The sequence below is a fragment of the Leptospira chreensis genome (genome assembly GCF_016919165.1).
Taxonomy (GTDB): domain Bacteria; phylum Spirochaetota; class Leptospiria; order Leptospirales; family Leptospiraceae; genus Leptospira_A; species Leptospira_A chreensis.
The window spans coordinates 24,969-49,438 of the sequence record NZ_JAFFPS010000065.1; the positions used below are offsets into that span (position 1 = coordinate 24,969).

Genomic DNA, 24,470 nt, shown 5'->3' on the forward strand with positions numbered 1-24,470 from the left:
GGGTTACACCAAAGCTAAAATGGCGGATCTTCCACTCAATCCTGATTGTTTTGCTTGTGATTATAAAAATCACAATGTGCTACACTGTGCCGCTCATGAAACCATTGAGAGAATCAATGCGGGTAAAGACTTCACTGCGTTCCCTAGAGGAAAACATCTAGTCACTGCTGGCGTCAAAGCCGATGGTTTTTTCTTCATCAAAACCGGCCTCGTTCGAAGTTATGTCCAGTTGGCAAGTGGTAAGGAACAAACCTTACGTCTGAGCGGGCCTGGGGATTGGGTTGGCTTTCGGGATTGTATTTCTGATTCGATCTCCCACCACAATGTCGTTGCCGTAGAAGACACCCACGCTTGTTACATCACAGGAATTCTCATTGAAGCTCTTGTGAAGGATGATATCAACTTCCAGAAGGAAGTCTTTCGTCAAATGGCCAAAGAATGGCAAGAGATGGAAGAACATGTGGTTTCTCTCGGAACCAAACAGGTTCATGAAAAATTAGCAGAAATTCTCATCGTTTTAGACAATGCCCAAGGTCGCAAAAACCAAGTGGAACTGAAAGTGACACGGGATGTACTCGCCACTTTTATCGGAACCAAAACAGAAACTCTGGTTCGTGCCCTTTCTGACCTCAAAGCTCGGGAATTCATTTCGGTGGACAAAAACCGCATTGATATTCTGAACAGAGAAGCGTTATTTTCTCTCTCAAAAATCGCCTAAATTTTTCCCCAAACTATTAAGCCCCTGCTTCGGAATTCCGATGGTAGAAATGATTGATAATCAAGGTAGGGTCTGTTGCCTGATTTTACCTTAAGTCACTCCCGGGGGGGCATTCCGAAAGGATTCCCCCTTTTTTTATTTCCCTTGTTTCTTTCTAAGCCATCTAAATTCTGGAGGTTACATGAGTAGAAATCGAGGCCAGAGTCCTAGTTTATTTGGGAATCCCATCCTTCATCCTTTGAATGTCATTCTCATCATCAATTGTCTTGTTTTTTTTCTCCAATACTTTGCTAACCAACAATTGATCTATCGATTCGGTTTAACACCTGATTTTGTGTTAGGTGGTGCCATTTGGCAAGTATTCACTTATGGTTTTTTACATGCGGTAGAACTCATTCCATTTCACTTACTTGTGAATATGTATGGTATGTATATGTTAGGAACTAATATCATTCCTATCATTGGGAAAACCAAATTTACCATTTTATATTTTTTATCTCAAATCGGTGCTGGAATTTTTGTTGTTCTGTCTGCCTATTTGAATTATGCGTTAGGTGGAAATATTCCGTTTTTGGAATCTATGACTACGCAGACCATCGGTGCTTCGGGCGCTCTTTTTGGTCTTCTCGCTCTCTTTGGTATTTTTTATCCGAATGCAGAACTCCTTTTGTTTATTTTTCCAGTAAAAGCGAAAAATGCAGTTTGGGTTTCTCTTGTGATCGGGTATTTGATTTCGCAAATTGGGAATGGAGCCATCTCCAACACCTGCCATTTGGGTGGGGCACTCACAGCCTTACTTCTTTATAAACTATTTCAAAAACAAATCAAACCAGAGAACCTACCTTACATTCCTGGATTGGAATGGGAAGCACCTCGCGAATCAAAAACCCAATCCAAAACCAAACCGGTTGCGGTGGAGGATCTTTTTCTCGACCAAAAAAAATACAATGAAAACGTACTCGGTCAGATTCATTCTAAAAAAGACAAGGCTTCAGTAATAAATTATTTACAAGGTTTGCAAGTGGCAAATGCCAATATTTGCCCACCTCCTACGTATAACACCGAGGATCCGATTTGTTTGCGTTGTGAATGGTTGGCAAATTGCGCCCTACGTAAGGCAAAAGAATAATTTTTCGTCTAATTTCTTGACAGTCTCTTTAGATGGGGATAATGAAACCATGCCTGTAGAAAAGAAATCCTCGGTAGATGAGGTTTTAAAACGCGAAAAATTATCAAAAGAATTCGAAAAAGAAAAGCGTACTTCGGAACAAAAAGCAATCGAACAAGCAGCTGCTAAATTGTCTGCACAGAGTCCTGAAACCACAGATACTGCTAAAACATCAAAATTCATAACCAATATCGATATTGCCTTTTCTCAGGCAAAAACGGATTTACGTTTTTATTTTTTGAATGATGGCACCTATGCAGATGACTTCAAAAAGATGTTCCAAGAAAACGAACCTCTATTCAAACGTTATGGAATCACAATCCAAAAGTATTTGGAATACATTCGTGAGTCTTTTGATCGTTATAAAAAAATCCACGACATGATGCCTCTCGATCCGATGAAACCCAAACATTTCCAATACGTAGAAGACTCCATTTTGGAGCTTGTGCGGATGTTCAACCAACGATTTGGGAAGTAAAACCCGCTCGCGGGGACCTGGTAAAAAACCATAGGATATCCCTAAAAAACTGAGAAGAATCCGCCTGCCAGTTGTTGGTTCCTATAGAGGGATTTCATTGAAGGAACATTGGAAACGCATTCTTATTTTTTCAGTCATTGCTATGGTTTATTTTTTCTGGGTATTCATTGGGTATGATTTGGCAGGGGTCTTAAGCCTCGCATCTTAAAACCTCCCCCACATTCTCTCTTGACACCTGGGTTTTCTACCAAACATGCTAGGAATATGGTGGAATCAAGAAAGACATCCGAAACAGACATCCGGCTCGACCTAAACGTCCGAGGAACCGGGGTCTACCAGTTTGATACAGAAATCCCGTTTTTTGAGCACATGCTCTCCCATATCTCCAAACACGGTCTCATCGATATGGACCTCAAACTCCGAGGAGACATTGGGATCGATTGCCACCACTCGGTGGAAGATACTGCCATCCTTATGGGACAAATGATCCACACCCAACTCGGTGACAAAAAAGGAATCTTTCGCTATGGCAATTTTACTTTGCCTATGGATGAAGTTCTGACTACGGTCGCTGTGGATTTGGGCGGAAGGTTTTATTTCAAATACACTGGTCCTCCGATTGATGGGAAATTTGGAATTTATGATGCTGAACTCACACTCGAGTTCCTTCAAAAATTTGCTCTCAATGCCAAAATGAACTTACACGTAGTGGTGCACTACGGTGAAAACCGCCACCATATCCATGAATCTATTTTTAAGGGACTGGGTAAGGCTCTAAGGCAAGCCATTGCGATTGACTCCCTGGCAAAAGACCAAATTCCTTCTACCAAAGGAATGCTCGAGTGATTGCAGTTTTAGATTTTGGAATGGGAAATATCCATTCCTTACTCAAAGCAGTTTCTTTATACACAAGCGACTTCCAATTCACAAGTGATATCGAAACTGTCAAAAAAGCAGACAAAATTATTTTGCCTGGAGACGGACATTTTGATAAAGCCATGCAGAACTTAAACGAAGCAGGATTCTCTTCCGTTTTGAAAGAACATGTAGCGGCTAAAAAATCCTTACTCGGAATTTGTATCGGCTATCAAGTGTTATTTGAAGATTCAGATGAAACTTCGAAAACGGGAACTACCATTCCAGGCCTTGGTCTGATCCGGGGAAAAATCAGAAAGTTTGAAGGAAAACAAAACCTCAAAGTTCCCCATATGGGTTGGAACAAACTATTTGATATCAAAGCCAAAAATACAAAATTACTCAAAGGCATTCCGAATGAATCCTTTATGTATTTCATTCACTCATACAGACCCGTCGGTGTGGACCGATTGGATATCACAGCAAACTGTCATTACTATGGAGAATCTTTTCCTGCGGTTGTAGAAAAAGATACTGTATTTGGAACTCAGTTCCATCCGGAAAAATCAGATACCACGGGACTTGGAATCCTTAAAAATTTTATAGAACTTTAATATGTTAGTTTTACCTGCCATTGATCTTTTAGACAACGAAGCTGTACGTTTACTCCAAGGGGACTACTCCAAAAAAACTGTCTATTCTTCCGAACCGGAAAAGATGATCCAAGTCTTCGAAGAACAAGGTGCCACTCTCATTCACATTGTGGATTTAAATGCGGCCAAAACCGGTAAATCAGAAAACGAGAAAGCCATCCGCAAAATCAAAGACAAATGTTCTGTTGAACTCGAGTTAGGTGGCGGAATTCGTTCTTTGGAAAATATGAAATTTTATGATGGGCTCGGAGTATCTCGGTTTATTTTAGGAACTGTTGCTGTCGAAAACCCATCGGTTGTGGAAGAGGGGCTTAAAAGTTACGGCCCAGATCGGATTGTGATTGGTGTGGATGCCAAAGACGGATATGTGCGCACCAAAGGTTGGGAAACCAATTCCGGAATCAAATACACGGATTTTCTAAAATCAATGTATGATATGGGAATTCGCCATGTGATCTTTACAGATATATCGAAAGATGGAATGATGGCAGGACCTAACACGGCTGTGTATTTGGAATTGTTATCCCTTTTCCCGGATTTGCAACTTGTGGCTTCGGGCGGGGTTTCTTCCACGCAGGACTTAGTGGATTTGTATGAGGCCTCCAAGGGAAAACTTTTCGGAGCGATTACTGGAAAAGCCATTTATGAAGGAAAATTAGACCTAAAAGAAAGTATCAGGATTCTAAGTAAGAAGAGGAATGAAAATTGATGAATCGTAAGAATTTAGCATTAGCAGGAGTGATCGGTGGAGCCATTGGACTCATTGTCTCTTTCCTATTGGCAATTGAATACTTTGGCATAGGATCAGAAAATATCGCCAATTCCGCGTGTTCCGCATTAGGTGGTGGTGACTCTTGTTTAAAAGTAGCAGAGAGTGCTTATTCAGCAATTCCTGGAGTTCCTTTTTTAGGTAATGTTCCTATTGCTTTACTAGGATTTGGTTTTTATGGACTTCTTACCTATTCTTTCTTTTTGATCACAAAAGCCAAATCAAACGAAGAAGTGACAAAGACCATTTCTCTCCTCTTTCCTGTTTTGGTTTTGGGTCTTGTTTTAGATTTAGTACTCTTTGGGATCTCTGTAGGGATCATTGGAACCATCTGCCAACTTTGTTTTGTTACCTACATTGTTACCATAGCACTCCTTGGAATTTTATTCCTACTTTGGAAAACCGAAGGAAAACCAAAACTGGATATCCCTTCGGCCGCCAAAGAAGGAATCACCACTTTGGGACTCGTTTATTTTTTCAGTTTTTCTTTGGGTTACGCTACATGCAAAATGTGGGTGAATCAGTCGAATTCCAATACGATTGCCACTTCTAATGGGATGGACTCAAAAGATGTCCAATCCAAAATTGCGACTTATTTTCAAGAACCTGTTCTTGGCATCCAAGTGGCCGGTTCTCCTTATATTGGTAAAAAAGATGCTCCTATAACCATTGTTAAATACGCAGACTATAACTGTGGGCATTGTTTGCATACAAGCCATATCTTACATACCGTTCTTTCTGAATACGATGGAATGGTTCGAGTGGTTTATAAAAACTTTCCACTCGATGGAACTTGTAATCGTCTTATGCAACAACCAAGACCTGGTGCTACTTCTTGTGTGGCTGCCATTGCGGCGATTTGTGCGGACAAACAGGGAAAGTTTGAACCAATGTATCGTGGACTTTATGATAACTTAGAAAAGGGTGTGGCACACTCCGGGTCTAGTGTTGTGAATTTGGCGAATGCCATTGGACTCAATGTCAATTCTTTGAAGGCTTGTATGGCTTCGAAGGAAGCACAAAACCAACTCAATGCAGAAATTGATGAAGCAGAAAAGTTGAATATCCAATCCACTCCTTCTCTTTATATCAATGATCGAAAGATAGAAAGTGGAACACCAAATCCAATTTTTTTGAAAACACTTTTGGAACAAATCATCCAAAAGATGTAAAAGAAATTTTGGCGCTTAATTTAACTTAGGTGCCAAACGAATCGGTCCTTCTTGTAAAAGGGAAGGATCTCCTACTCTTTCTATTTCCCAAGAATCCAAAACATTTTTATCTTTTGTATGTAATGCTGGTCTTAGACTAAGAACGGAATTTCCTTTTTTGTATAAAGACCTTCTTCCGTAAAACCAACCACCTGTTTCTTCGGGATGAGTGTTTTTCCCATACTTGCCAGTCATTTCAAAACTTTGTTTTAAGTCTTCTGCCAATTTAGCAAACATTGTTGGATCCATGGAGATTCCATGGTCTGGGCCTTCTAAGTTACGATCTAGAGTGAAGTGTTTTTCGAATACCACAGCACCTAGTCCCACCGCAACGGATGATGCTAAGGTTCCATCAGAATGATCACTAAATCCCACCACATAGTCTGTTGTATCCAAATAGAAAGGGATGGACTGGAGATTTACTTTGTTTAGGGGAGTGGGATACATAGAAACACAATGGAGTAAACATACTTCTGTTTGGTGGTTTTGGAAAAGAGAAAGAGCTCTTATAACTTCTTCTGGTAAAGCCGCTCCCGTGGATACAATGAGAGGTTTTCCCGATTGGATGGATTTTTTCAGTAAGGGGAGATTGACAATATCACCAGAGGCAATTTTTAAAACAGGAACATTCAAGCCACATAACAAATCTACGGCGGATTCGCAGAGTGGCGTGGAAAAAAAATCAAGTCCTAGGTCTAAGGCTGTTTTTTGAAATTCTCTATGTTTGGTTTCGTTTAATTCGTAAGTTTTAAATATATCAAAAAGGAATTTTACATCGGGATTGGAACTATCGATAAACTCTTCTGTTCGATAGGTTTGGAATTTGACCGCATGGGCACCTGACTCTTTGGCTTTGGCGATGGTGCGTTTTCCAATCTCTAAATCGGCATTGTGGTTGAGTCCAATTTCTGCCACCAAATACGGTTCCGATTTTCTAGTAAGAGTTTTTGTTCCAATTTTAAAATCCAAATTGCCCTCGTTACCATCATTGTCGGCAAATTAAGAAAATCCTAAAATTTTTCCCAATTGGAAAATGAGAAAGGAGGAGGTAATCGCAAGGATTGTCATATATAAAAACTGAACCACGGGCCAAAGGAGAGTCCCTGTTTCTTTTTTGGTGACAGCAAGGGTTGACATACATTGGCTTGCGAAGGCAAAAAATACAAGGAGTGATACCCCGGAAAGTGGTGTCCAAACAAGGCTTCCATCGGCTCTTTTTTCTGAGCGGAGTGTGGATCGTAAAGATTCTCCCTCCTCGTTTTCTTCCGAGCCGTATAATACAGCTAAGGTGGAAACCATCACTTCACGGGCAGCAAAAGAAGTGAGGATAGAAATACCAATCTTCCAATCAAAACCCAGTGGTGCAATTACCGGTTCTATCCCTTTTCCGATGGTTCCAATATAAGAACTTTCAATGGGACTTGTTTTCCATTCGTTGTTTTTGTATTCGGCAGGAAAATGACTGAGAAACCAAAGGAGGACAGAGATATACAAAATGATCTGGCCTGCGGTGGATAAAAACGATTTCACTTTCCCGTAGACTGTATGAAATAAACTTCTTATTGAAGGGACATTGTATCTAGGAAGTTCCATCACAAAATAGGACGCGTCTTCTTTAAACACTGTTTTGCGAAAGAGCAAAGCAAACCCAAAACTAACAATCATCCCGAGAAAAAACATCGAAAACAAAACAAAACCTTGGACATTAAAAATTCCAAAGATGGGTGGAAAACTAAAAACGGTTCCAACGATGAGAATGTACACAGGATACCTTGCTGAACACATCACAAGAGGGGATACCATAATCGTTGTAAAACGATCCGATTTGTTTTCAATGGTTCTTGTACCAAGGATGGCAGGAACGGCGCAAGCAGCAGAGGAAAGTAGGGGGATAAAGGATTTTCCAGAGAGTCCAAATTTTCCCATAATCCGATCCATTAAAAAACTAGCGCGTGCTAAATATCCTGATTCTTCCAAAATTCCAATGAATAAAAACAGAAGGGCGATTTGTGGAATGAACACAATCACACTTCCCACGCCCCCAATGATTCCTTCTGTCACGAGCGATCGGAAAAGGCCCACACCGAGATAAGGTTCCACAAATGATTGTAAGTTTGTTATCCCTGATTCAATTAAGTCCATAGGAAGTTCGGCAAAACTAAATAAACTTTGAAAAAGAAATCCCATCAAAAGAAAAAAACAAACAAACCCAAGAACGGGATGTAACAATACCCGATCCAATTGTTCTTCCCAACTACCGGGAATGGATTTAGGATAAGTGATCGTCTCTGTTAAAATCTTTTTAATTAAAAAAGATCGGTAGATCATTTCTTCTTGGTAATAAAAATGATATCCCTTGCCTTCTACCTCGGCACGTAACCAGTTTTTTGTTTCTTCTGGGAATTTCGTAAAGTAACGCTCTTCACTCAAATGTGGATCTTTGTTTAAATATTTGAGTGATTGTGATAAAAAGAATTCGGCTTCGTTTGTACTGATCCCGAGTTTTCGTTTTGCAGATGTTAGAAAGGATTCTTCTTTGGTTCCCCATGACCATAACCGGGGACGTTTTTGAAACGCATTGGGGACTTTTAACACTTCTTTTAAGGTGTCGATTCCTTCACCTGATTTTGCATTGAGTAAAATGAACTGAAGTCCTATGGATTTTTTTAGTTTTTCTAAATCGAGTTGGATTCTTTTTTTCTCGAGTACATCTTTCATGGTAAGGACCACAAGTGTAGGAACTCCCATATCAATGATTTGGAGTAAAAACTGAAGACCCCGTTCCAAGTTCAATGCATCTAAAACATAAATGACTTGTTCTTCTGGTTTTCTGGAAAGTAATACTTCATAGGCAATTTTTTTGTCTTCCGCAATTCCACCAAGACCGTATGTTCCTGGTAAGTCGGTAATGACCCAATCGGTGTCATTTAAAGTGAAGGTTCCTTCTCTTTTTTCTACGGTGACTCCGCTAAAGTTTCCTGTTTTTTGTTTGAGGCCGGTGAGTTGGTTGAAGAGAGTTGATTTTCCACAATTGGGATTCCCCACTAAATAAATTCGTTTGTCTTTCATGTTTGTTTTAATTTAATTTCTATGGCATTCCCATCATGGATTCGTAAAGCAATTGTGGTTCCACTCAAACTACAGATCATCTTTCCAAGCAGTAATGATTTTTCTTTTAAGGTAATTTCGGCTCCTGGAAAAAAGCCAAGTTCTAATAACTCAGTTATCATGGGCCTTGGAAGCTTTTGGGAATTTAAGGAAATGATTTCTGCAATTTCGCCAATTTTTAAATCTAGTATTGTCATGCGTTTGGTTTAGGAAATTACAAATTTCTGTGAGTCGCGAAACAAATTGATTTCTGGAGCCATTGATTTTACATAACGATCAAAGTATAACATTTGTTTCATGAGTAGTGCAAACTCTCTTGGGATTTTGAGCCCATTCTTTTCTGCAATTTCCTTCATGTCGAACATGATTCGGTTCACCCTAGATTCGTCAAACATCTCATTGTCGGTCAAATGAACGTATACAGATTCTAATTCATTAAAAACTGAATCGAGTTCTTTTGCAAGAACAGTGGGATTTACGCCACTATCTGTGGAATCCATCTCTACCAAACCTTGGGCTACGAGAGTCGGTTCCCCAATCCCAATGCCTTGGGTAAATAACATAAGTCCTTTCCAAATTTTAGGAGAGATCCTTCCTACAATTCCAAAATCAATAAATCCAATCGATCCATCTTTTAGAATCATTAAATTTCCTGCATGGACATCGGCGTGGAAAAAACCTTGGTTGGATAAAGAAGAAAACCAAATCTCTAAGGCATCACTTAGAACCTTTCTAGGATTGTTTGTGAATTTACGAAGTCCCGCTTCATCGGTGATGGGAACTCCATAGAATCTTTCCATGGTCAAAACTTTTTTGGAGGAGAGTGTATGATACACTCTCGGAACTCTGGCTCTTTCTTCTTTCACACGTAAAAGATATTCTTCAAACTCTTCAATATTTTTGGCCTCTTGGATGAAGTCGATTTCTTGTAAAATAGAGATTTGGAATTCTTCAAACATGGCAGTGAGTCCTGATTTTTTAAATTCAGGAGCAATGAGTGCTAAAATTTTAGTTAGGACTCCTAGTATCTGCATGTCGGTTTTTAAGGTTAGGTGGACATCTGGCCTTTGGACTTTGACAACCACATCCAATCCTTCTTTGGTAACCGCCGCATGGACTTGGGCAATGGAAGCAGAGGCAAGAGGGGTTTCTTCAAAGCTATGGAATAAAGATTCTAATTTCCCACCCAATTCCCGTTCTACGGAGGAACGAATGTCTCGGAAAGCTACGGGACGGACGGAGTCCAAACAGGCCTGCATTTCTTCTACATACTCCTTGGGAAAGAGAGATGGGGCGCTCGCAATGAACTGGCCGAGTTTGATATAGGTGGCACCGAGGTTGGAAAAGGCTTCCCTTAGGGTGATGGCGACCTCTCTGTGGTTGGGTTCTCCCTTGGCCAGTTGGGTGAGGATTCCAAATGCTTTGGAGGTGAAGACAAAACTGGAATGGGCGACTCGAAGGCTGGATTGCCAACCGAAAGAAACTAGTTCAGAAAGGGATTCCATACGCCCTAGTTTGAGACCTAAATGGGGATTGGAAACGAGAAAATCCCCTTCGCTTCTGCAATTGAAATAGAGTTGCAGGATTAGGTCTCAAACAAAAACTTATCAAATCGCACCCATGAGCCAAGAAACCGTCCTGTACCAAGAGTTAGAGAAACTCGATCTCAACGAGATCAAAAAAATCGCAAGCCTTTGGAACATCCAAAAGATCCCGGGAAAGGACAAAAAATCGACAATTTTGGGCCTCATCGAGACTTTCCAGAACGAGTTTTACCTAAAAGGGGTTCTGGAAAAGTTCACACCTCTACAAGTCAATATTCTGACATCCATACTTAAAAATAAAGGAGTGATGACACTCGGAGAAATTTCGAGAAAGGTCAACATTCCACCAATCAACGTGGAGATGGAACTCAACGTTCTCAGAAAGTACTATCTTCTTTACCAAAGAAAGAACCGCGAACGCCTAACAAACAATTTAGACAAATACCATACTTATGATGAATACTTAAGACTCATCAAAGTAGAGACAAATCCAAAAGGTGAGAAGTTTAAATTCTCTATTGAGAAGGCTTTACACAAAGCAACTCTTGCAGAACTTCCCGATGAATGGAAAGAAGTTGTTGGTGCAAAAAAAAGCGAACCAATCGAAACATTCTTAAAGAATGCCTTAGCTCCAGAGTTCCTTCAAAAGTTAATTGAAGAACTTTCTGATTTTGACAAAGATATCCTTCACCAAATTTACATTCATGGTGGTGTGATTGAAGCGGATACGATCCGTAACTATATCACTGTGAACCGAGGTAGGTTTGAACAAACCATCCCTCATTTAACATCGCTATATCTTGTTCGTGATTTATATTATGTAGAAGATAAATTCATTCGGGTCATTGTGATTCCGAAAGAGATTTTAGATCACTTACAATTTTCTCCTATTCTACCTCCGGTAAAAAAAGGAACACGTGTTCGTCAGGAAAAAATTTCGGCCAATGGTCTTGATTTTTTCTTAAACGTAAAGAAACTCATTTCTTATATTTCACGGAAAGGTTTGAATCTTGCAAAATCAGGAAAAATCAAACAGGCAGATCACAAAAGAACGGAAACAGAACTTTTATCTCCTGATATAGAAATTTTCCCTGAAAAAAGCCAAGTTTATCAAATTGAACTCATTCTCCCTATCTTAAAACTTTTGGGTTATGTAGATATCAAAGGTGAGAATGTAATTCTTGTTCAAGAAACAGATGAATTTCTAAAGAAAGACATTTTTGAAATCATGAAACTTGTCATTCATGAAGTCAATGAAGCAAGAACTCGACGTCTCAATCCTGCGGAAGTATTTACAGCAACAGAAGTTCCTTTTTATGAAAAAGGAATTTTGGATAAAACTGTAAAACTCATTATGGCACACGGAAAGATCAACACATCCGTTATCTTTTCTCATATCATTCGTGACCATTTGGTTTTTTCAGCTACCTTCCAAATCAAAACTTATGAAGAAGATTTGGCAGACTTACGAAAAGAAATCATCTCTGCTATTTTCTATTTACAGCTGTTTGGTCTCATCGAAGTGGAATACCCGCAACGAAACTTGAGCCTTTCGGAACTTGGTGCTCATTACTTCAATCATGAAGCGCTGGTGACAGTTACAGAAAAAGGTGGAATCACCATCAACCCTGACTTCTCGATCATTGCGTTCCCAGATCGAGTGTCTTTGAATGGAATCCACTTATTAAAAGCCTTCTGTGAATTGAAAGATTACGACAGAGTTTATACTTTTTTGCTTACTAAAGATAGTTTCCAATTGGGAATTTTACTTGGTTACGACAAAGAAACGTTCATTCAGTTTTTAAGAGAATCGTCAAAAGCGGATCTTGCGCAAAACTTACTCTTCTTACTGGATGATTGGGGTAACAACTTACCAATCGTAACCATTACAGAAGATTCCGTTCTTCTTAGGACTAAAGACTCACAAGTGATGGAACTCCTCCTTGGTCAAATTAAAGGTAAGAAGTTTGTATTGGAAGAAGTAAGTCCTACGGGAATCATCATTGAGAAATCAAAGGTGATGGAAGTGATTGCGATTTCAGAAAAATTAAATATGATCATCCGATTGAATCGGTAGTTAAAAACTAAATCATATAAAAAAAGACCAACAAAGGTTGGCCTTTTTGACAGGAATAAGCCTCATCCGAAACGATGGGGCTTATTTTTTTTCGCCGACAGTGAGTTCCGGATCTGTGACTTTGATTTTGTTTTTAAAATCCCATTTGCGAAAGGGAGAGACTGCATCCAAACGTTCTTGGGTTACAAAGAACAATCTTTCTCCGTATTTAACAAGCCCACCCTTATAATAAGCATACTTCGTTTTGTGGTCTACCATTCCCACTTCCACGACCTTATTCCAATCTTCGCAGGTTTTTAAAGAAGGTACCTTTCGGAGATACAATTCCTTAATTGAGTTTTCTTTCACCGCATCGCGAAGTATTTTTTCCCATTCCATATTCGAATAGCCTTTCTTTCCTTACCTAAATTTCAATTTCATTTTTCATTTTATGGTGAGTATCGGACGAGGACTACGGAAAAAAACCAAAAATAGAAGAAAAACGGCCATGAATCGCCAAGGACTTGGCCCGAATTGGATATAGGGAGTTGTTCTTTCTTTCTCCACTGTCGGTAGATCCAAATATCCAACGGCTTTTTGGAATGTTTGTAATTCTCCCATCATCTCTCGGCCCCATGGATCATAGGCCGTTGTGAGGCCAGTGACTGCTACGCGGACAACGGGTCTACCTGATTCAATCGAACGAAGCCTTCCTGCCCCTGCATGTTGTTTGGTTTCAGTTTGGCTTTCAAACCAAGAATCATTGGTGAGATTGAGAATGAATTCCGAAGGACTTTGTTTCATGGTTTGACGAAGCAAATCAGGGTATAAAATTTCATAACAGATGAGCGGACTAAATGTAACCGTTTCTCCTGTTTTTGTTTGAAATCTTAAAGCATCTGTTAGTTTTCCTGGAACGTGCCTGCTTGTTTCAGGAAAGAGGGAACGTAACCAAGGAAGTTCTTTTTCTACCGGTAAATATTCCCCAAAGGGAAGTAGGATTTGTTTATACCTTCGCTCCGCCACCATAGAGAGGGGATGGAGTAGGGTGAGGGAGTTTCTCGACCCCTCGTCCGAAACTAATTCATTAAAAACAAGAGGGGTATTGCCAATACGAACTAAACTTTCGGTAACATCCGCAAAACTTTTGCTATATGTGGAATGGGAATCTTTGGAATCCAATGTTCCTAGGAAAGGGATTGCCGATTCGGGCAAAATCAGTAAATCAATGGGTTTTGGAGTATTGCGAATGGCTTCCAGGCCAATATCATATACCGATTGGATGGTTTTTGTCATCCAAACTTGATTTTCTTGGATTTCTCTTTTCGCATACTTTGTGTTTGGTTGCAGTAAAACTAGGTGGATGGTGGGTCCTTGGGGGATGGTTTCTGCAAGAAAGTATAAGTTGATACAGAAAAAACAAAATATCGGGAAAAGATACTTTGTATATCCCCGAAATCCTTTTTCCGATTTTAGAAGCATCAGATATAACAATGAAACAGAGAGGACGGATACAAAACCGAGTACTTCCACTCCGAACCTTGCCATCTGACGCCAAAGGATATTGTTTCGAAACAAATCTCCCCAATATACGGGAAAAACCATGGGAGAAACCCAATCAGAGATTAAGAATAAGGAAGGGATCACCAGTAAAAAGAAATAAGAGTCTTTGATGGTTTTATATCTCGTGAGAAAAACAGATCCAAAAAAAACAATTCCTATCTTATAAAAAGAAACAAAAGCATAAACTAAAAAGAGGAGGGAAGATACTACTATCCCTTGTCCAGAAATATTACGAATGGCATTCCAAATCCAATGGAAACTAGTGAGGGTCACAAGACTAGAAAACAGGACAGTCGCAACTAACGTGTATTTGATGTTATTCTGTTTTGTGAGTTGTTTGATGAAATATAAGAGAAGGAAGAGACAAAGAAACCCCGCGGAAGTGAATCCGAAGGGTTCGAGGGCCAGTGCAAATAAACAAGCAACTGGAAAGAGTAATAGAAGTGGGTGTTTAATTTGTGGAATTTTTGAGTGTTTTCTCATATTCCAATCTTCTTGAATATTCCTCTGCCAATTCCTTACTACCTAAGGTTTGGACTCGCAGTTCCATCAATTTTTTTTCGCGTTCGGAGTTTGAAAGGTTCGGATTGTCTTTGAGTAAGTTTTTTTCTTCCACTTCGAGTTTGGAGATTTTTTCCTCTTCTTCTTTCATCTCTCGTAAAACTTTTTCCATTCGGTCGTTTCCATCTTTTCCGAAGTAACGAATCCGAACTTCTTTTTCTTTGGTTTCACGTTCTGTACCAGATAACTTAGAAAGTTCGTTTTGTCTCAGATCCATTTCTGTTTCAAACTTATCAAACTTGGGTTCTCTTGCGGCCACTGCATCATAAAAAGAACCAAAGGATTTTTTACGATAGTCTTCATACAAACGAATCCTTTCTTCTGCTTTTATATTTTTGGTTTCATCTAAGAAGTTCTTTCGATTGAAACTAAAATCTGCAGTTGCTTCTTCTAATCCAAAGATCAGTTCTGCATCTTCTTTATCAAAATACTTGCGACGAAGTTGTTTGATTTGTTCATACCTTTCTTGGTTGGTATAGGATTTGCTCGACGGATCCAAATTCACCATCGCTTCTTCATACTTTAAGTAATTGGAAAGCATGGATACGAGTCGTTTTGCCTCTTCTCCACCATACTCATTTTGAATGAAGGCTTTGATATATTCATGGCATTGTTCTCTAGTGCTTCCTTCCGGACATTGCCGACGTAAACTCCAGAGTTCGGAGATTAAATTTAATTCTCCCGATTTGGCGCGGGATAGGATTTCATCGAAACGCAAAAACTGTCCATCGGCGGAGAAGATGGTCTTTGCTGATTCTAAATAAAAGGGATCGACGGAGAATCCGTCACTTTGTGTGCGAAAGTAAGATTCTGCTTTGTCATTTGGATTTTCGTCGTTAGCTGTTTCCATTTGGTTGGGGCTTATGATGCGAAAGGCAATGTAGACAAGGAGTAAGGCTCCAATGCCGTAACTGAGGTAACGTAAATTTTTAACATTCATGGGAGATGGTATCGTAGTAAAGGATGGGTTTGCACTTCTGGAAACAAAAAAACCCAAGCAAATGCTTGGGTCTCCTTAAAAAACTTCAGGAATATTTACTGATTTGCCTTCATGTTGGAAGCCATGTTCAAGTAGAAACCTTCCACATCATACCAAAGACTTCCAGAACGGAGAGTGTTGGATACTTGTAAGTGGTCGATCCCTGTAGTGAAGATTCCATAAGAAGGTCCACCTTTCCAAGTTCCCCATTTTTGTGATGAAAGTGGAACGAGTCCATCGTTAGTAAATCCTTGTCCTTGGAAAAGTCCACCAGCCCCACAAGCAGGGTGAAGGATTCCCATAAGAGGGTGTTGGATGAGGTCAGGGATAGTGATAGAAGATCCGTAAGAGAAATACTTCACACCTGATTTGTTCGGAGTGTATCCGTTAAAAGCTACGAGTCCTTCTTTGGATAAGGAAGAAAGAGCTGCAAGAGCATTTTGTTGGTTGGTTCCACCGTAAACGATTTTAACAAGAGTTTCTACAACACTGGCAACGAACGGTTGGATCCAACCTGGAAGAACTGTTTTTACGATGTCTGCGATGGGTGATCCGTAGTGTGGAGTGTTAAGAGTCGTGAGAGTTGCTGTGCGACCAGAAAGTCCTAGGTTGGAAACCATATAACGGCTATCGAGTCCCCCTTGGGAGTGGCCGAGAATGTGGAATTTTCCAGTGTAGTTAGTAGCCGCAGAATAAGTAAGAATGGCTGCTTTTAATTCTTGTGCACGCACTTCGTTGGAGTTGGCTGCAGTTTTTCCGGGAGCAAATACGGTAGCTCCTTGGCTTCTGAGGTAATCGTCGGTTCCACCCCAGTAGTTTACGATGCTGATGATTCCGCCGGAGTTTTCGCCCCAACCAAAAAGGCCATGAGAAAGGATGATAGGATAAGTGCCTGAGAGCGGCTTGGAAGAAGAACCGGAACTAGCGAGAACGGGTGTTGCTAAAGCAACTGTGATAAAAATGGCTAAAAGACCTTTTCGGATCATAAATATTTCACCTCTGAATTTTCTAAGATAAAACTGTGTCAATTTGACTTATTTGAGGCAAGGATATTTTTCCTGGCATTTAGAAAAAAAGTCGAAGTTTTGTAATAATTGAACGCGTTCAAAAATTGATTGTCTTGGTTGGGATCGCAGGTTCTTTTAGATTCTAGAAATTTATGCCTCATTCCGTTCCTAAAAAAATCTCTCACCAAACATCAATAAAACGAGAAATCACGAAAGAGAGGATTTATAATGCTGCGATCAGTTTATTTCAAAAAGAGGGGTACGAACTTGCGACGATGCGCCGGATTGCTAAAGAGGCTCGAGTTTCCTTAGGACTTACCTATTATCATTTCAAAACAAAAGAAGAGATTGTTTTACATTTCTATAGAGAATCACAAATTGAAGTCAAACAACTCGCCACCCAGTTTTTTAAAACCACAAGGGATTTTAAAACAAGACTCAAATACATCATCCTAACTCAGTTGGAAATTTTTTCTGAGTCTAAAATGTTTTTACAAGTATTGGCAAGACATGCGGGAGATCCAAGCCATTCCCTATCTCCCTTCAGTCCAGAGACAACTCTCATCAGGGAAGAAGCAGTGGGGATCATTCGTGATGCTCTGGAGACATCGAATTTAAAAATAAGAGAGGACCTCGCCAATGTTTTACCCGAGTTACTTTGGATGGAACAAATGGGACTTATCTATTTTTGGCTCTCTGATTCTTCCAAGTCGTATATCAATACAAAACTTCTAATGAATGATTCCTTAGAATTGACATTCAAACTGATCAAACTTTCTAATTTTCCTTTGTTTAAAAATGTGATGGGTCCTATCTTTCGGATGTTTCGATTGGTCAAAGGAAATCCCATTACCAAAAACCGTTAAAACTATTCTTGCCAAAAAGAAAATGTTTCGGTAAGATCTGTCGCATGAAAATGACCCGAAAGAATTGGATCCACTTTGGTTTATTCCTTATCTTTTTCCTTCCGATTGGGGCATTCCCCCTTATGGCAAGAGATGTGCGCATCCTCACAAATCCCCTCACAGATGAAGCTGGAATTTTGTCTTTGGAGAAACAAAGCCAGATGATAAACATCCTCTCAGCCATTGAAACTAAAACTTCGGCTCAGGTGTATGTTTACATCATTCCTAGTTTGGAAGGTGAAAATTTAGAATCCTATTCACTCGCAGTGGCGGAACAATCTAAGTTGGGACAAAAGGGTAAGGACAATGGGGTTCTCGTTCTATTAGCAACAGGGGATCGTAAAGTTCGGATTGAAGTGGGGTATGGGTTAGAAGAAACATTAACGGATGTTCTATGTAATCGAATCATCCGTAATATCATGATTCCTGAATTTAAAAATGGGGATTTGGCTTTGGGGTTATTGAGTGGAGTTCTCGCTATAGAATCCATTCTTTATGGAGAAAAAGATTCAAATCCAGCACTCAGTACAAACTATCCGGATGGGATCGGTATGGCCTTAACTTCCAATTCCACTGGCAACCACATTGGGTTTACGTTGGGGATACTGATCTTTGCTTGGGTAATCAATTTAGTCCTAAAAGATATTAAATTTTACAAAGATAAGAAGTGGTTGGATGTTTTATATGGACTTGTTGTTTTTGTTGGGATTTTGTATTTTTTCCCGGATGCCGTTTTCTATTTGTTTTGTATTGGTTTGATTGGGGCTAATTTATATTTACTATATGGGCTTTGGTCACCTCTCTCCTATTTTTATTCATTGTTGTCCCTAGCATTTTGGATTCCATTTTTACATTTTACATTTAAAATCGGCTTCCCAGCTTTGTTTTGGATCATCGGGATCATTAGTTTCATTTTATTTGCGATTAAAATTGCTTTGGATGAAGTAATTACAAACAAATTTGATCAGATTGCCAAACATTGGGGAATGAGTTCAAAAGAATTACTTTTGCATCTCATTTCCTTTTTCACTTTAGGGTTTTCTATTTTTTCTTTTGGGAATGGGGAAGGGTTGGTTTATATATTCTTTTACCAAGGCCTCATTTTATTTACCATTTATGGATGGGGATTCCAATCATTTCGATTCAAAACCTTTCACTTTTTTATAGCTTTGATTCTTTGGTTGGCTCTTGTCTCAGGACTTGTCTTTTGTTTTCCATCTCCACAAGATAATTCAGAATCATACAATCCGGAAACCATGCTTATCTGGTTCCAATGTTTTAATTGTTTTGTGATTGGTTATATCTTAGCTAAATCTATCGAAGTGGATTCTTGGAAATATAGATTTCTGAAATATGGCTGTATTGCCGCTGTATGGACTTTGGGTTTTTCTCTCCATTACCTCTTTGGATTTTCTAACCATTGGTCCCCCATGACCTTTGTTTTTTCCTATGTTTCGCTTCTTGTTTTGCATTTTCTCTATGTGATTGCGAATGAGTCGGGGAGTGGGTCTTATTCTTCCTATTCTTCAAGTAGTAGTAGTTCTTCCTCATCTTATTCTTCTTCTAGTTACAGTAGTTCATCTAGCTCTAGTTCGTCGGGAGGAGGCGGGGGAAGTTTTGGAGGAGGCGGAAGTTCGGGAAGTTGGTAATTTAAAAACAAAATAAATCAGAAATACCCTTCTTCGGTTTTTGAACCGATGGGTTTGAATCCAAAAACAAAAGATCTATTTTTTGTTTATAAAACTCGTTTGCGGTAACGAATATAAAACCGTTCAAAGGAAGACTTGTCCCAGAATTTCACGGCTTCTTCATTTTGTAAGATGGCTCGGAGTTCAATGGCGGGAATGGATTTTTCTTTGCACCAAAGGTCTACATCTTCTAGAAGAGAAGACATATATCCTTTTTTCTTTTTACCAAGTTTGGTGACGGCAAGATCGATAAATAGGCTTCTTTCTTCTTCTAAATGGGGTTTTTCTTCCACCCGACCAATGAGTAAAGATACAAGTTCTGCGTCTTCGAAGAACCCACGCATATAAACTTTGCCAGTTCCTATCAGTTTGAAATAGATATCCGTGAATTTGGTTGCGGCGCGGGGGCGGATGCGGAAAAGACCATCTAACTCGAGTTCGTTTATCTTGCGATAAAACTGATTTACGAGTTCGATGGTCTGGTTTCTATCAGATTCGTTTAGGTCTCTAATCACCTAAACCATTCGATTGATGAGATAACTTTTGAGTTCGGCAATTGGGATTCGTTCTTGTTTCATCGAATCTCTTTCCCGAATGGTGACGGTTCCATCACTCATTGTGTCGTAATCCACAGTGATACAAAACGGAGTTCCGATTTCGTCATGGCGGCGGTATCTTTTTCCAATGGCTCCACTATCATCATAATCTACATACCAGTGGTTACGGAGGTCAGTATAGATTTCTTTGGCTTTGGCATCGAGTCCGTCTTTTTTCATCAATGGAAAGATGGCTACTTTCATCGGGCTCACGCGTTTTCCAAAACGAAGGACAGTGCGAACTTCATCCTTTTCTAACTTTTCTTCTTCGTACGCATCACAAAGCACAGCAAGGAAAAGTCGATTGAGACCAAGAGCTGGTTCTACAACATAAGGAAGGTATTTTTTCTTAGCATCCAGGTCATGATACTTCAAATCTTCCGATGAAAATTTTTCATGTTGGGTGAGGTCATAATCGGTCCTTGAGGCAACACCCCAAAGTTCTCCCCAACCGAAGGGATATTTGTATTCGATATCACTTGTGGAATCACTATAAAAAGAAAGTTCTTCCTTTTCATGTTCGCGGACACGAAGGTTTTCTTTCCTTAGTCCCACTACATTCACAAGCCAGTCCATGCAGTAGTCTACCCAATACTTAAACCATTCTTTTTGCGTTCCTGGTTCGCAGAAAAATTCCATCTCCATTTGTTCGAATTCGCGTGTGCGAAAGATAAATTGACGAGCCATGATTTCGTTTCGAAACGACTTACCGATTTGGGCAATTCCAAAAGGAACTTTCTTGCGAGCAATTTGGGTTACGTTTTTAAAATTAATAAAAATCCCTTGGGCCGTTTCTGGGCGAAGGTAAATGTCTGTGGCACCTTCTTCGGAAGCACCATGGGATGTTTTGAACATCAAATTGAATTGGCGGGCATCCGTAAAACTTCCCACAGTCCCACAAGTAGGGCAGGCGTAAGCTTTGTCTCTGATGGTATTTGTGAGTTCTTCTAAACTTTTTCCAGTAGCAGCACCTTCCCCTTCTTTATCTTCCAAAAACTTATCCACGCGGATTCGTGTTTTGCATTTTTTACAGTCCATAAGGGGATCGTTAAAGTTGGAAATATGGCCAGATGCTTCCCAAACGCGTGGATGGAGGAGGATGGAGGAATCAAGTCCCAAAACATCGTCCCGTCTGTGAACAAAGTATTCCCACCAAAGTCGTTTTAGGTTGTTTAATACTTCAATTCCGTTCGGGCCATAGTCAAATGTATTGGAGAGGCCTCCGTAAATTTCGGATCCTGGGAAAACAAAGCCCCTTCTTTTGGAGACTGCAACTATGGGTTTGAGCGACTGCTCTTCTTTCTCTTTCGGCTGTGCCATATCCGCCAAATTTTTTGTTTTCCATGAAAATTCAAAGTATTTTCCTTGAGATAAGACTAAAGAATGGATTCGGCAAACTCTAACCAACTCTCTCCCTGGGCTAAAAAGTCCTTAACTTTCTTCCTTTGGATGTCCCCCTTATTTTCTCTCGGACCGTTTTTGGCCTTTGGTGTCCTTTTTGCCTTCCCTGGCGAATTCCGACTCAGGCTAAGGGCCTTGGCTGTCATTGCAGTTTATGTTCTCTCTTGGGTTGTATTTTATCCCATCGAACTCCTCCACAGATCGGGAATGGAGTGGGAAAGAATCATCAATGAATTTCTAGCTAAAGATTCAGCAAGCCTCCAATTGAAGTTTGGATTTGTGGTCGTTTGTTTTTTACTGCTCGTAGCCAACTACATCCATAGCCGAAGCCGTAACCAAAAAAGGGAATCCATCCGTAGTAAAAAGCTCCAATCACAAAATCCTCTTTCAAACCTTCGAACCGAGATGCGGATTCGTGATGCTAAGTTTGATACACTACTACTTGTGATTTTCCTTGCTCTTTTACTTAATTTTGGATTTCAATATATCTCTGAAAAACTTCATCCCAACAAATCCCTGTCTCCACTCGCACCACTTGTGGACGTTTACCAATTTGTTTTTAATTATTCTATTTCTCTTTGTATTTTGCTTTTTAGTTTCAATAGAAACAAAATCCCATCTCTTATCGCAAAACCATACCTTCGTTATATGGAAGGGATTCGGATACGAGAGAGATGGAAGGCCGCCGTAGTTTCCCAATCACACTTTCCATTTCGTTTGGAATTGGTTGTAAAACAAAAAGCAGAATTTAGAGATCGGATCCTGCCAGGATTTGGCCATATTTATGTATATGAATACTGGCGCGGATTTCCCATTTTATTTTTAACTCTACTTTTGTTTTTGTTTTCGGCGGTTTGGGTTTTTTCTTACCTCAGTCCCATTTTTGGAATTCAATTTTTAGCTGGATTTGGTTTAAAACCAGGAGTTCCTGATAAAGATTTTTTTATTTCGGCACAAAACATTGCTTATGCGGCTTTTTCCGTTTTGGCCCTTGTCGGAGTTTACATTTATTCCTCTTACTTACTGGAAAAATCCTTTAGTTTAGAAAACTTAGGGGTGAAAGAAGACAAGGTGGGTGAATCGGAACCTTTTTTCAAACCGGGTTTGCGCAAAGGATTTCGAAATGTTTTACCACTTTCCTTACTCTTTCATTTGATTTTGATTTCCCTTGTGTTTCTCATTCCCATCACACTCCAACGTGGAAAAAAGAAAGATCAATCTGCACAAAAAAATGACCATTTCCGTCCACATAAGATGGAATTCTATTTTATTGATCCCAATGTGCCGGACGACACAAAGGATCTGAATGGAGGGGTTGTTACTGGGAACGAAACAGAAAACAAAGAAAAAGGAGAAAAAATCTCCAACGAAAAAGTAGCGGATAACGGTCCTGTCAAAGGGTACATTAAAAAAATTCGCGGGAAAAAAGTTCCCCCCACTTATTCTAATTACATTTCTGCAAAGATGCGGATTCCCGAAAGTTATATGGACTACTGGGCTAAAGCTCCACATCCTTATTCTTCCGTGGTTGCTTATACCATTACCCAAGATGGGGATGTGATCGATGTGGAACTTGTGGAAGCCTCCGACTACCCAGACCAAGACTTACGAACTCTGCAACTGGTAGAGAGTTTGGGGCCGCTGATGGCACCGCCGGGAACCAAAAACGACATCCGTGTTACGGAACTTTTTTGGAATGGACCGATCGATCCAGAGTTTGTTCCCACTCCCCTCCAGAAAGAAATGATCAATCTATTTGACGGCCGTTATATGGAAGAGTTACCAGAATGAAAGAAGTCGGTTATTTTGATTATTTGATTGGGTCACTCACAGTAATCCCTTGGGCGATTGTGATTTGGAAAGCCTATAAACCTAAAAAAGGTTGGCAGGAAGTCATAGGAATCCTTTTAGCTTTGTTTTTTGGTTGGTTGTCCACAGATCTTATCCTAAGACTCCATCCCCTCCTTTGGCCAGAGGCCGATTTCACTCCCAAGAAAAAAGTAAGTATGTTAACCCAAACAGCCCACTTAGCTTTTATCCAAGCAGGAATCACCGAAGAGGCATTTAAAATATTCTTTATTCTGATTTTATCTTTTGTATTGGGGTATGACAAAAAAACAAAAACCTTCTCTCCTCGAGTGGTATTGTTTGGCTCCTTTGTAGCGATGGGATTTTCGTTTGTGGAAAATACACATTACATAGCCAGAGAACCGGATGAAAAAAAATTAGATCTCTTCTTTGCTCGGACCATTCATTCCTCTAACATACATTTGCTGATCAATCTTTGTTTTTCTTTGTTTCTATTGAAGAGTAATGCCAAAATAGAATCTGCAAATAAAAGAACCTATATTGCTTTTGGATTTGTGTTGGCAGTTTTGCAACATGGGGTAGTTGATTTTCTTTTGATCCCTGGAGCTACCATTGGTCTTTGGGTTGCGACTTCTCTTTTTGTTGGAATTTGGGTTTGGGTTGTGAATGATTGGCGAGAATTGGTTCGGGAAAAAAATGAAAACAGTAAAGAAGAAACAAACGATTTAGCCGTAGCGAACACCGACTAGCTGGACTTTGTGTTCAGTAACTCTATCGATTTACTTTGTAGATAAAAAAACGCGAATTCCCGCTTCCGAATATTCTTCCCAATCCATCTGGTAGGTTCTGATTTTTGGAATTTCTGGATGGTTCCAAATTTCGGCCCAAAACTTGGGAACCACTTCTTCGGGAGCTCCTGGTTCTATATGAAAGTAACGGCCGTTTTGTGGGGATACCTGAACTAGTTCCATTCCCGGAAGTAATTTTCTTTTTGGATCCACTGCATAACCTAACAGAAAGTCATAAGCTCCGTTTTCGTCAGATGCGTAATTGAAATAAACAGCAAAGAGTGGATCAAACTTTCGTAAGGTTTCCATTTGTTTGGGAATGTCTTCTTTGTAAAACCGAGAATATATCGCCGGAATCTGAATATCGGCATCACCCGGTGCGTTGGAAGTTCGAATCCGCAGCCCCATCACCGAGAAATTTTCTGTTTTGACCAATGGTTCTGTCACTTCAGACATATAGAAAAAATTTCAGTTTATGAAAAAAACGCAACCTTTTCTTAAAGAAGAGTTTGACTAACCGCACCTCCCTGTACATTTGGTAATTACTCCTGGTGATTATGGAGAGAAGGCCATACCCGTTCCCATTCCGAACACGGAAGTCAAGCTTCTCATC

23 protein-coding genes and 1 rRNA gene are annotated in these 24,470 nt (G+C 39.9%); 13 read left to right on the top strand and 11 right to left on the bottom strand.

The window, feature by feature from the left end; translation table 11 throughout:
• Positions 1 to 19: 19 nt before the first annotated feature.
• The 7 genes from JWG41_RS17755 (at position 20) to JWG41_RS17785 (ending at position 5,813) form a co-directional block, all read left to right on the top strand.
• The gene (locus JWG41_RS17755; protein ID WP_205271151.1) at positions 20 to 718 is read left to right on the top strand and encodes a Crp/Fnr family transcriptional regulator; all 699 of its coding nucleotides are present in this window, start codon (positions 20 to 22) and stop codon (positions 716 to 718) included.
• A 181-nt stretch (positions 719 to 899) separates the two neighbouring features.
• Positions 900 to 1,847 carry a rhomboid family intramembrane serine protease gene (locus JWG41_RS17760; protein WP_205271152.1) on the top strand — a complete coding sequence of 316 codons (948 nt, stop codon included), beginning with the start codon at positions 900 to 902 and terminating at the stop codon, positions 1,845 to 1,847.
• A 49-nt stretch (positions 1,848 to 1,896) separates the two neighbouring features.
• Positions 1,897 to 2,364 carry an LIC11177 family protein gene (locus JWG41_RS17765; RefSeq protein WP_205271153.1) on the top strand — a complete coding sequence of 156 codons (468 nt, stop codon included), beginning with the start codon at positions 1,897 to 1,899 and terminating at the stop codon, positions 2,362 to 2,364.
• 264 nt (positions 2,365 to 2,628) lie between these two features.
• Complete coding sequence (hisB, locus tag JWG41_RS17770; protein ID WP_205271154.1) at positions 2,629 to 3,210, top strand: imidazoleglycerol-phosphate dehydratase HisB; 582 nt, start codon at positions 2,629 to 2,631, stop codon at positions 3,208 to 3,210.
• Positions 3,207 to 3,833, top strand: coding sequence for an imidazole glycerol phosphate synthase subunit HisH (hisH, locus tag JWG41_RS17775; RefSeq protein ID WP_205271155.1), 627 nt, complete (start codon positions 3,207 to 3,209; stop codon positions 3,831 to 3,833). The genes hisB and hisH overlap by 4 nt, the downstream gene beginning before the upstream one ends.
• 1 nt (position 3,834) lies before the next feature.
• Complete coding sequence (gene hisA / locus JWG41_RS17780; protein ID WP_205271156.1) at positions 3,835 to 4,581, top strand: 1-(5-phosphoribosyl)-5-[(5-phosphoribosylamino)methylideneamino]imidazole-4-carboxamide isomerase; 747 nt, start codon at positions 3,835 to 3,837, stop codon at positions 4,579 to 4,581.
• Entirely contained in the window at positions 4,581 to 5,813 is a 1,233-nt protein-coding gene (locus JWG41_RS17785; protein WP_205271157.1) for a vitamin K epoxide reductase/DsbA family protein, read from the top strand. Before hisA ends, JWG41_RS17785 begins: the two co-directional genes overlap by 1 nt.
• A gap of 15 nt (positions 5,814 to 5,828) precedes the next feature.
• Here JWG41_RS17785 and JWG41_RS17790 read toward each other — a convergent pair whose 3' ends face one another.
• From JWG41_RS17790 to JWG41_RS17805, 4 genes are read right to left on the bottom strand one after another with little or no spacing between them, the layout of a single operon-like run.
• The gene (locus tag JWG41_RS17790; RefSeq protein WP_205271158.1) at positions 5,829 to 6,821 is read right to left on the bottom strand and encodes an N-acetylneuraminate synthase family protein; all 993 of its coding nucleotides are present in this window, start codon (positions 6,819 to 6,821) and stop codon (positions 5,829 to 5,831) included.
• A gap of 30 nt (positions 6,822 to 6,851) precedes the next feature.
• The gene (gene feoB, locus JWG41_RS17795) at positions 6,852 to 8,921 is read right to left on the bottom strand and encodes a ferrous iron transport protein B (RefSeq protein WP_205271159.1); all 2,070 of its coding nucleotides are present in this window, start codon (positions 8,919 to 8,921) and stop codon (positions 6,852 to 6,854) included.
• Entirely contained in the window at positions 8,918 to 9,157 is a 240-nt protein-coding gene (locus JWG41_RS17800; RefSeq protein ID WP_205271160.1) for a FeoA family protein, read from the bottom strand. The genes feoB and JWG41_RS17800 overlap by 4 nt, the downstream gene beginning before the upstream one ends.
• A gap of 9 nt (positions 9,158 to 9,166) precedes the next feature.
• Entirely contained in the window at positions 9,167 to 10,465 is a 1,299-nt protein-coding gene (locus tag JWG41_RS17805; RefSeq protein ID WP_205271161.1) for an ABC1 kinase family protein, read from the bottom strand.
• A gap of 115 nt (positions 10,466 to 10,580) precedes the next feature.
• Here JWG41_RS17805 and JWG41_RS17810 point away from each other — a divergent pair, with 115 nt between their 5' ends.
• Positions 10,581 to 12,581: a helicase gene (locus JWG41_RS17810; RefSeq protein ID WP_205271162.1), complete on the top strand. Its 2,001-nt coding sequence runs from the start codon at positions 10,581 to 10,583 to the stop codon at positions 12,579 to 12,581.
• Between the two features lie 81 nt (positions 12,582 to 12,662).
• Here JWG41_RS17810 and JWG41_RS17815 read toward each other — a convergent pair whose 3' ends face one another.
• From JWG41_RS17815 to JWG41_RS17830, 4 genes are all read right to left on the bottom strand, one after another.
• Entirely contained in the window at positions 12,663 to 12,959 is a 297-nt protein-coding gene (locus JWG41_RS17815) for a hypothetical protein (protein ID WP_002975054.1), read from the bottom strand.
• Between the two features lie 45 nt (positions 12,960 to 13,004).
• The gene (lnt, locus tag JWG41_RS17820; protein WP_205271163.1) at positions 13,005 to 14,606 is read right to left on the bottom strand and encodes an apolipoprotein N-acyltransferase; all 1,602 of its coding nucleotides are present in this window, start codon (positions 14,604 to 14,606) and stop codon (positions 13,005 to 13,007) included.
• Positions 14,575 to 15,624, bottom strand: coding sequence for a lipase chaperone family protein (locus JWG41_RS17825; protein ID WP_205271164.1), 1,050 nt, complete (start codon positions 15,622 to 15,624; stop codon positions 14,575 to 14,577). The genes lnt and JWG41_RS17825 overlap by 32 nt, the downstream gene beginning before the upstream one ends.
• 95 nt (positions 15,625 to 15,719) lie before the next feature.
• Positions 15,720 to 16,646, bottom strand: coding sequence for an esterase/lipase family protein (locus JWG41_RS17830; RefSeq protein ID WP_456298545.1), 927 nt, complete (start codon positions 16,644 to 16,646; stop codon positions 15,720 to 15,722).
• A gap of 176 nt (positions 16,647 to 16,822) precedes the next feature.
• Between JWG41_RS17830 and JWG41_RS17835 the strand changes: the two genes are divergently transcribed.
• Both JWG41_RS17835 and JWG41_RS17840 read left to right on the top strand, forming a co-directional pair.
• Positions 16,823 to 17,536 (top strand): TetR/AcrR family transcriptional regulator, encoded by a 714-nt coding sequence (locus tag JWG41_RS17835; RefSeq protein WP_205271166.1) that lies wholly within the window; start codon positions 16,823 to 16,825, stop codon positions 17,534 to 17,536.
• A gap of 50 nt (positions 17,537 to 17,586) precedes the next feature.
• The gene (locus JWG41_RS17840; protein WP_232374090.1) at positions 17,587 to 19,224 is read left to right on the top strand and encodes a TPM domain-containing protein; all 1,638 of its coding nucleotides are present in this window, start codon (positions 17,587 to 17,589) and stop codon (positions 19,222 to 19,224) included.
• 86 nt (positions 19,225 to 19,310) lie between these two features.
• Here JWG41_RS17840 and JWG41_RS17845 read toward each other — a convergent pair whose 3' ends face one another.
• Together JWG41_RS17845 and JWG41_RS17850 are read right to left on the bottom strand one after the other, a co-directional pair.
• Complete coding sequence (locus tag JWG41_RS17845) at positions 19,311 to 19,778, bottom strand: GNAT family N-acetyltransferase (RefSeq protein WP_205271168.1); 468 nt, start codon at positions 19,776 to 19,778, stop codon at positions 19,311 to 19,313.
• Positions 19,779 to 21,179, bottom strand: coding sequence for a glycine--tRNA ligase (locus JWG41_RS17850; RefSeq protein WP_205271169.1), 1,401 nt, complete (start codon positions 21,177 to 21,179; stop codon positions 19,779 to 19,781). It lies immediately after the preceding gene.
• A 63-nt stretch (positions 21,180 to 21,242) separates the two neighbouring features.
• Between JWG41_RS17850 and JWG41_RS17855 the strand changes: the two genes are divergently transcribed.
• Both JWG41_RS17855 and JWG41_RS17860 read left to right on the top strand, forming a co-directional pair.
• Positions 21,243 to 23,051 carry an energy transducer TonB gene (locus tag JWG41_RS17855; RefSeq protein WP_205271170.1) on the top strand — a complete coding sequence of 603 codons (1,809 nt, stop codon included), beginning with the start codon at positions 21,243 to 21,245 and terminating at the stop codon, positions 23,049 to 23,051.
• Positions 23,048 to 23,818 carry a PrsW family glutamic-type intramembrane protease gene (locus tag JWG41_RS17860; protein WP_205271171.1) on the top strand — a complete coding sequence of 257 codons (771 nt, stop codon included), beginning with the start codon at positions 23,048 to 23,050 and terminating at the stop codon, positions 23,816 to 23,818. Before JWG41_RS17855 ends, JWG41_RS17860 begins: the two co-directional genes overlap by 4 nt.
• Positions 23,819 to 23,848: 30 nt before the next feature.
• Here the strand turns inward: JWG41_RS17860 and JWG41_RS17865 are convergent, their stop codons facing one another.
• Positions 23,849 to 24,313 carry a GyrI-like domain-containing protein gene (locus JWG41_RS17865; RefSeq protein WP_205271172.1) on the bottom strand — a complete coding sequence of 155 codons (465 nt, stop codon included), beginning with the start codon at positions 24,311 to 24,313 and terminating at the stop codon, positions 23,849 to 23,851.
• Positions 24,314 to 24,404: 91 nt separating this feature from the next.
• Here JWG41_RS17865 and rrf point away from each other — a divergent pair.
• A 5S ribosomal RNA gene (rrf, locus tag JWG41_RS17870) occupies positions 24,405 to 24,470 on the top strand; the annotation flags it as partial.

Excerpts from the sequence above, each read along its gene's own strand:
- JWG41_RS17755 (WP_205271151.1), top strand. The coding sequence starts at position 20 with ATGGCGGATCTTCCACTCAATCCTGATTGTTTTGCTTGTGATTATAAA.
- JWG41_RS17760 (WP_205271152.1), top strand. The coding sequence starts at position 900 with ATGAGTAGAAATCGAGGCCAGAGTCCTAGTTTATTTGGGAATCCCATC.
- JWG41_RS17765 (WP_205271153.1), top strand. The coding sequence starts at position 1,897 with ATGCCTGTAGAAAAGAAATCCTCGGTAGATGAGGTTTTAAAACGCGAA.
- hisB (WP_205271154.1), top strand. The coding sequence starts at position 2,629 with ATGGTGGAATCAAGAAAGACATCCGAAACAGACATCCGGCTCGACCTA.
- hisA (WP_205271156.1), top strand. The coding sequence starts at position 3,835 with ATGTTAGTTTTACCTGCCATTGATCTTTTAGACAACGAAGCTGTACGT.
- JWG41_RS17785 (WP_205271157.1), top strand. The coding sequence starts at position 4,581 with ATGAATCGTAAGAATTTAGCATTAGCAGGAGTGATCGGTGGAGCCATT.
- feoB (WP_205271159.1), bottom strand. The coding sequence starts at position 8,921 with ATGAAAGACAAACGAATTTATTTAGTGGGGAATCCCAATTGTGGAAAA.
- JWG41_RS17800 (WP_205271160.1), bottom strand. The coding sequence starts at position 9,157 with ATGACAATACTAGATTTAAAAATTGGCGAAATTGCAGAAATCATTTCC.
- JWG41_RS17805 (WP_205271161.1), bottom strand. The coding sequence starts at position 10,465 with ATGGAATCCCTTTCTGAACTAGTTTCTTTCGGTTGGCAATCCAGCCTT.
- JWG41_RS17810 (WP_205271162.1), top strand. The coding sequence starts at position 10,581 with ATGAGCCAAGAAACCGTCCTGTACCAAGAGTTAGAGAAACTCGATCTC.
- JWG41_RS17815 (WP_002975054.1), bottom strand. The coding sequence starts at position 12,959 with ATGGAATGGGAAAAAATACTTCGCGATGCGGTGAAAGAAAACTCAATT.
- lnt (WP_205271163.1), bottom strand. The coding sequence starts at position 14,606 with ATGAGAAAACACTCAAAAATTCCACAAATTAAACACCCACTTCTATTA.
- JWG41_RS17825 (WP_205271164.1), bottom strand. The coding sequence starts at position 15,624 with ATGAATGTTAAAAATTTACGTTACCTCAGTTACGGCATTGGAGCCTTA.
- JWG41_RS17835 (WP_205271166.1), top strand. The coding sequence starts at position 16,823 with ATGCCTCATTCCGTTCCTAAAAAAATCTCTCACCAAACATCAATAAAA.
- JWG41_RS17840 (WP_232374090.1), top strand. The coding sequence starts at position 17,587 with ATGACCCGAAAGAATTGGATCCACTTTGGTTTATTCCTTATCTTTTTC.
- JWG41_RS17850 (WP_205271169.1), bottom strand. The coding sequence starts at position 21,179 with ATGGCACAGCCGAAAGAGAAAGAAGAGCAGTCGCTCAAACCCATAGTT.
- JWG41_RS17855 (WP_205271170.1), top strand. The coding sequence starts at position 21,243 with ATGGATTCGGCAAACTCTAACCAACTCTCTCCCTGGGCTAAAAAGTCC.
- JWG41_RS17860 (WP_205271171.1), top strand. The coding sequence starts at position 23,048 with ATGAAAGAAGTCGGTTATTTTGATTATTTGATTGGGTCACTCACAGTA.
- JWG41_RS17865 (WP_205271172.1), bottom strand. The coding sequence starts at position 24,313 with ATGTCTGAAGTGACAGAACCATTGGTCAAAACAGAAAATTTCTCGGTG.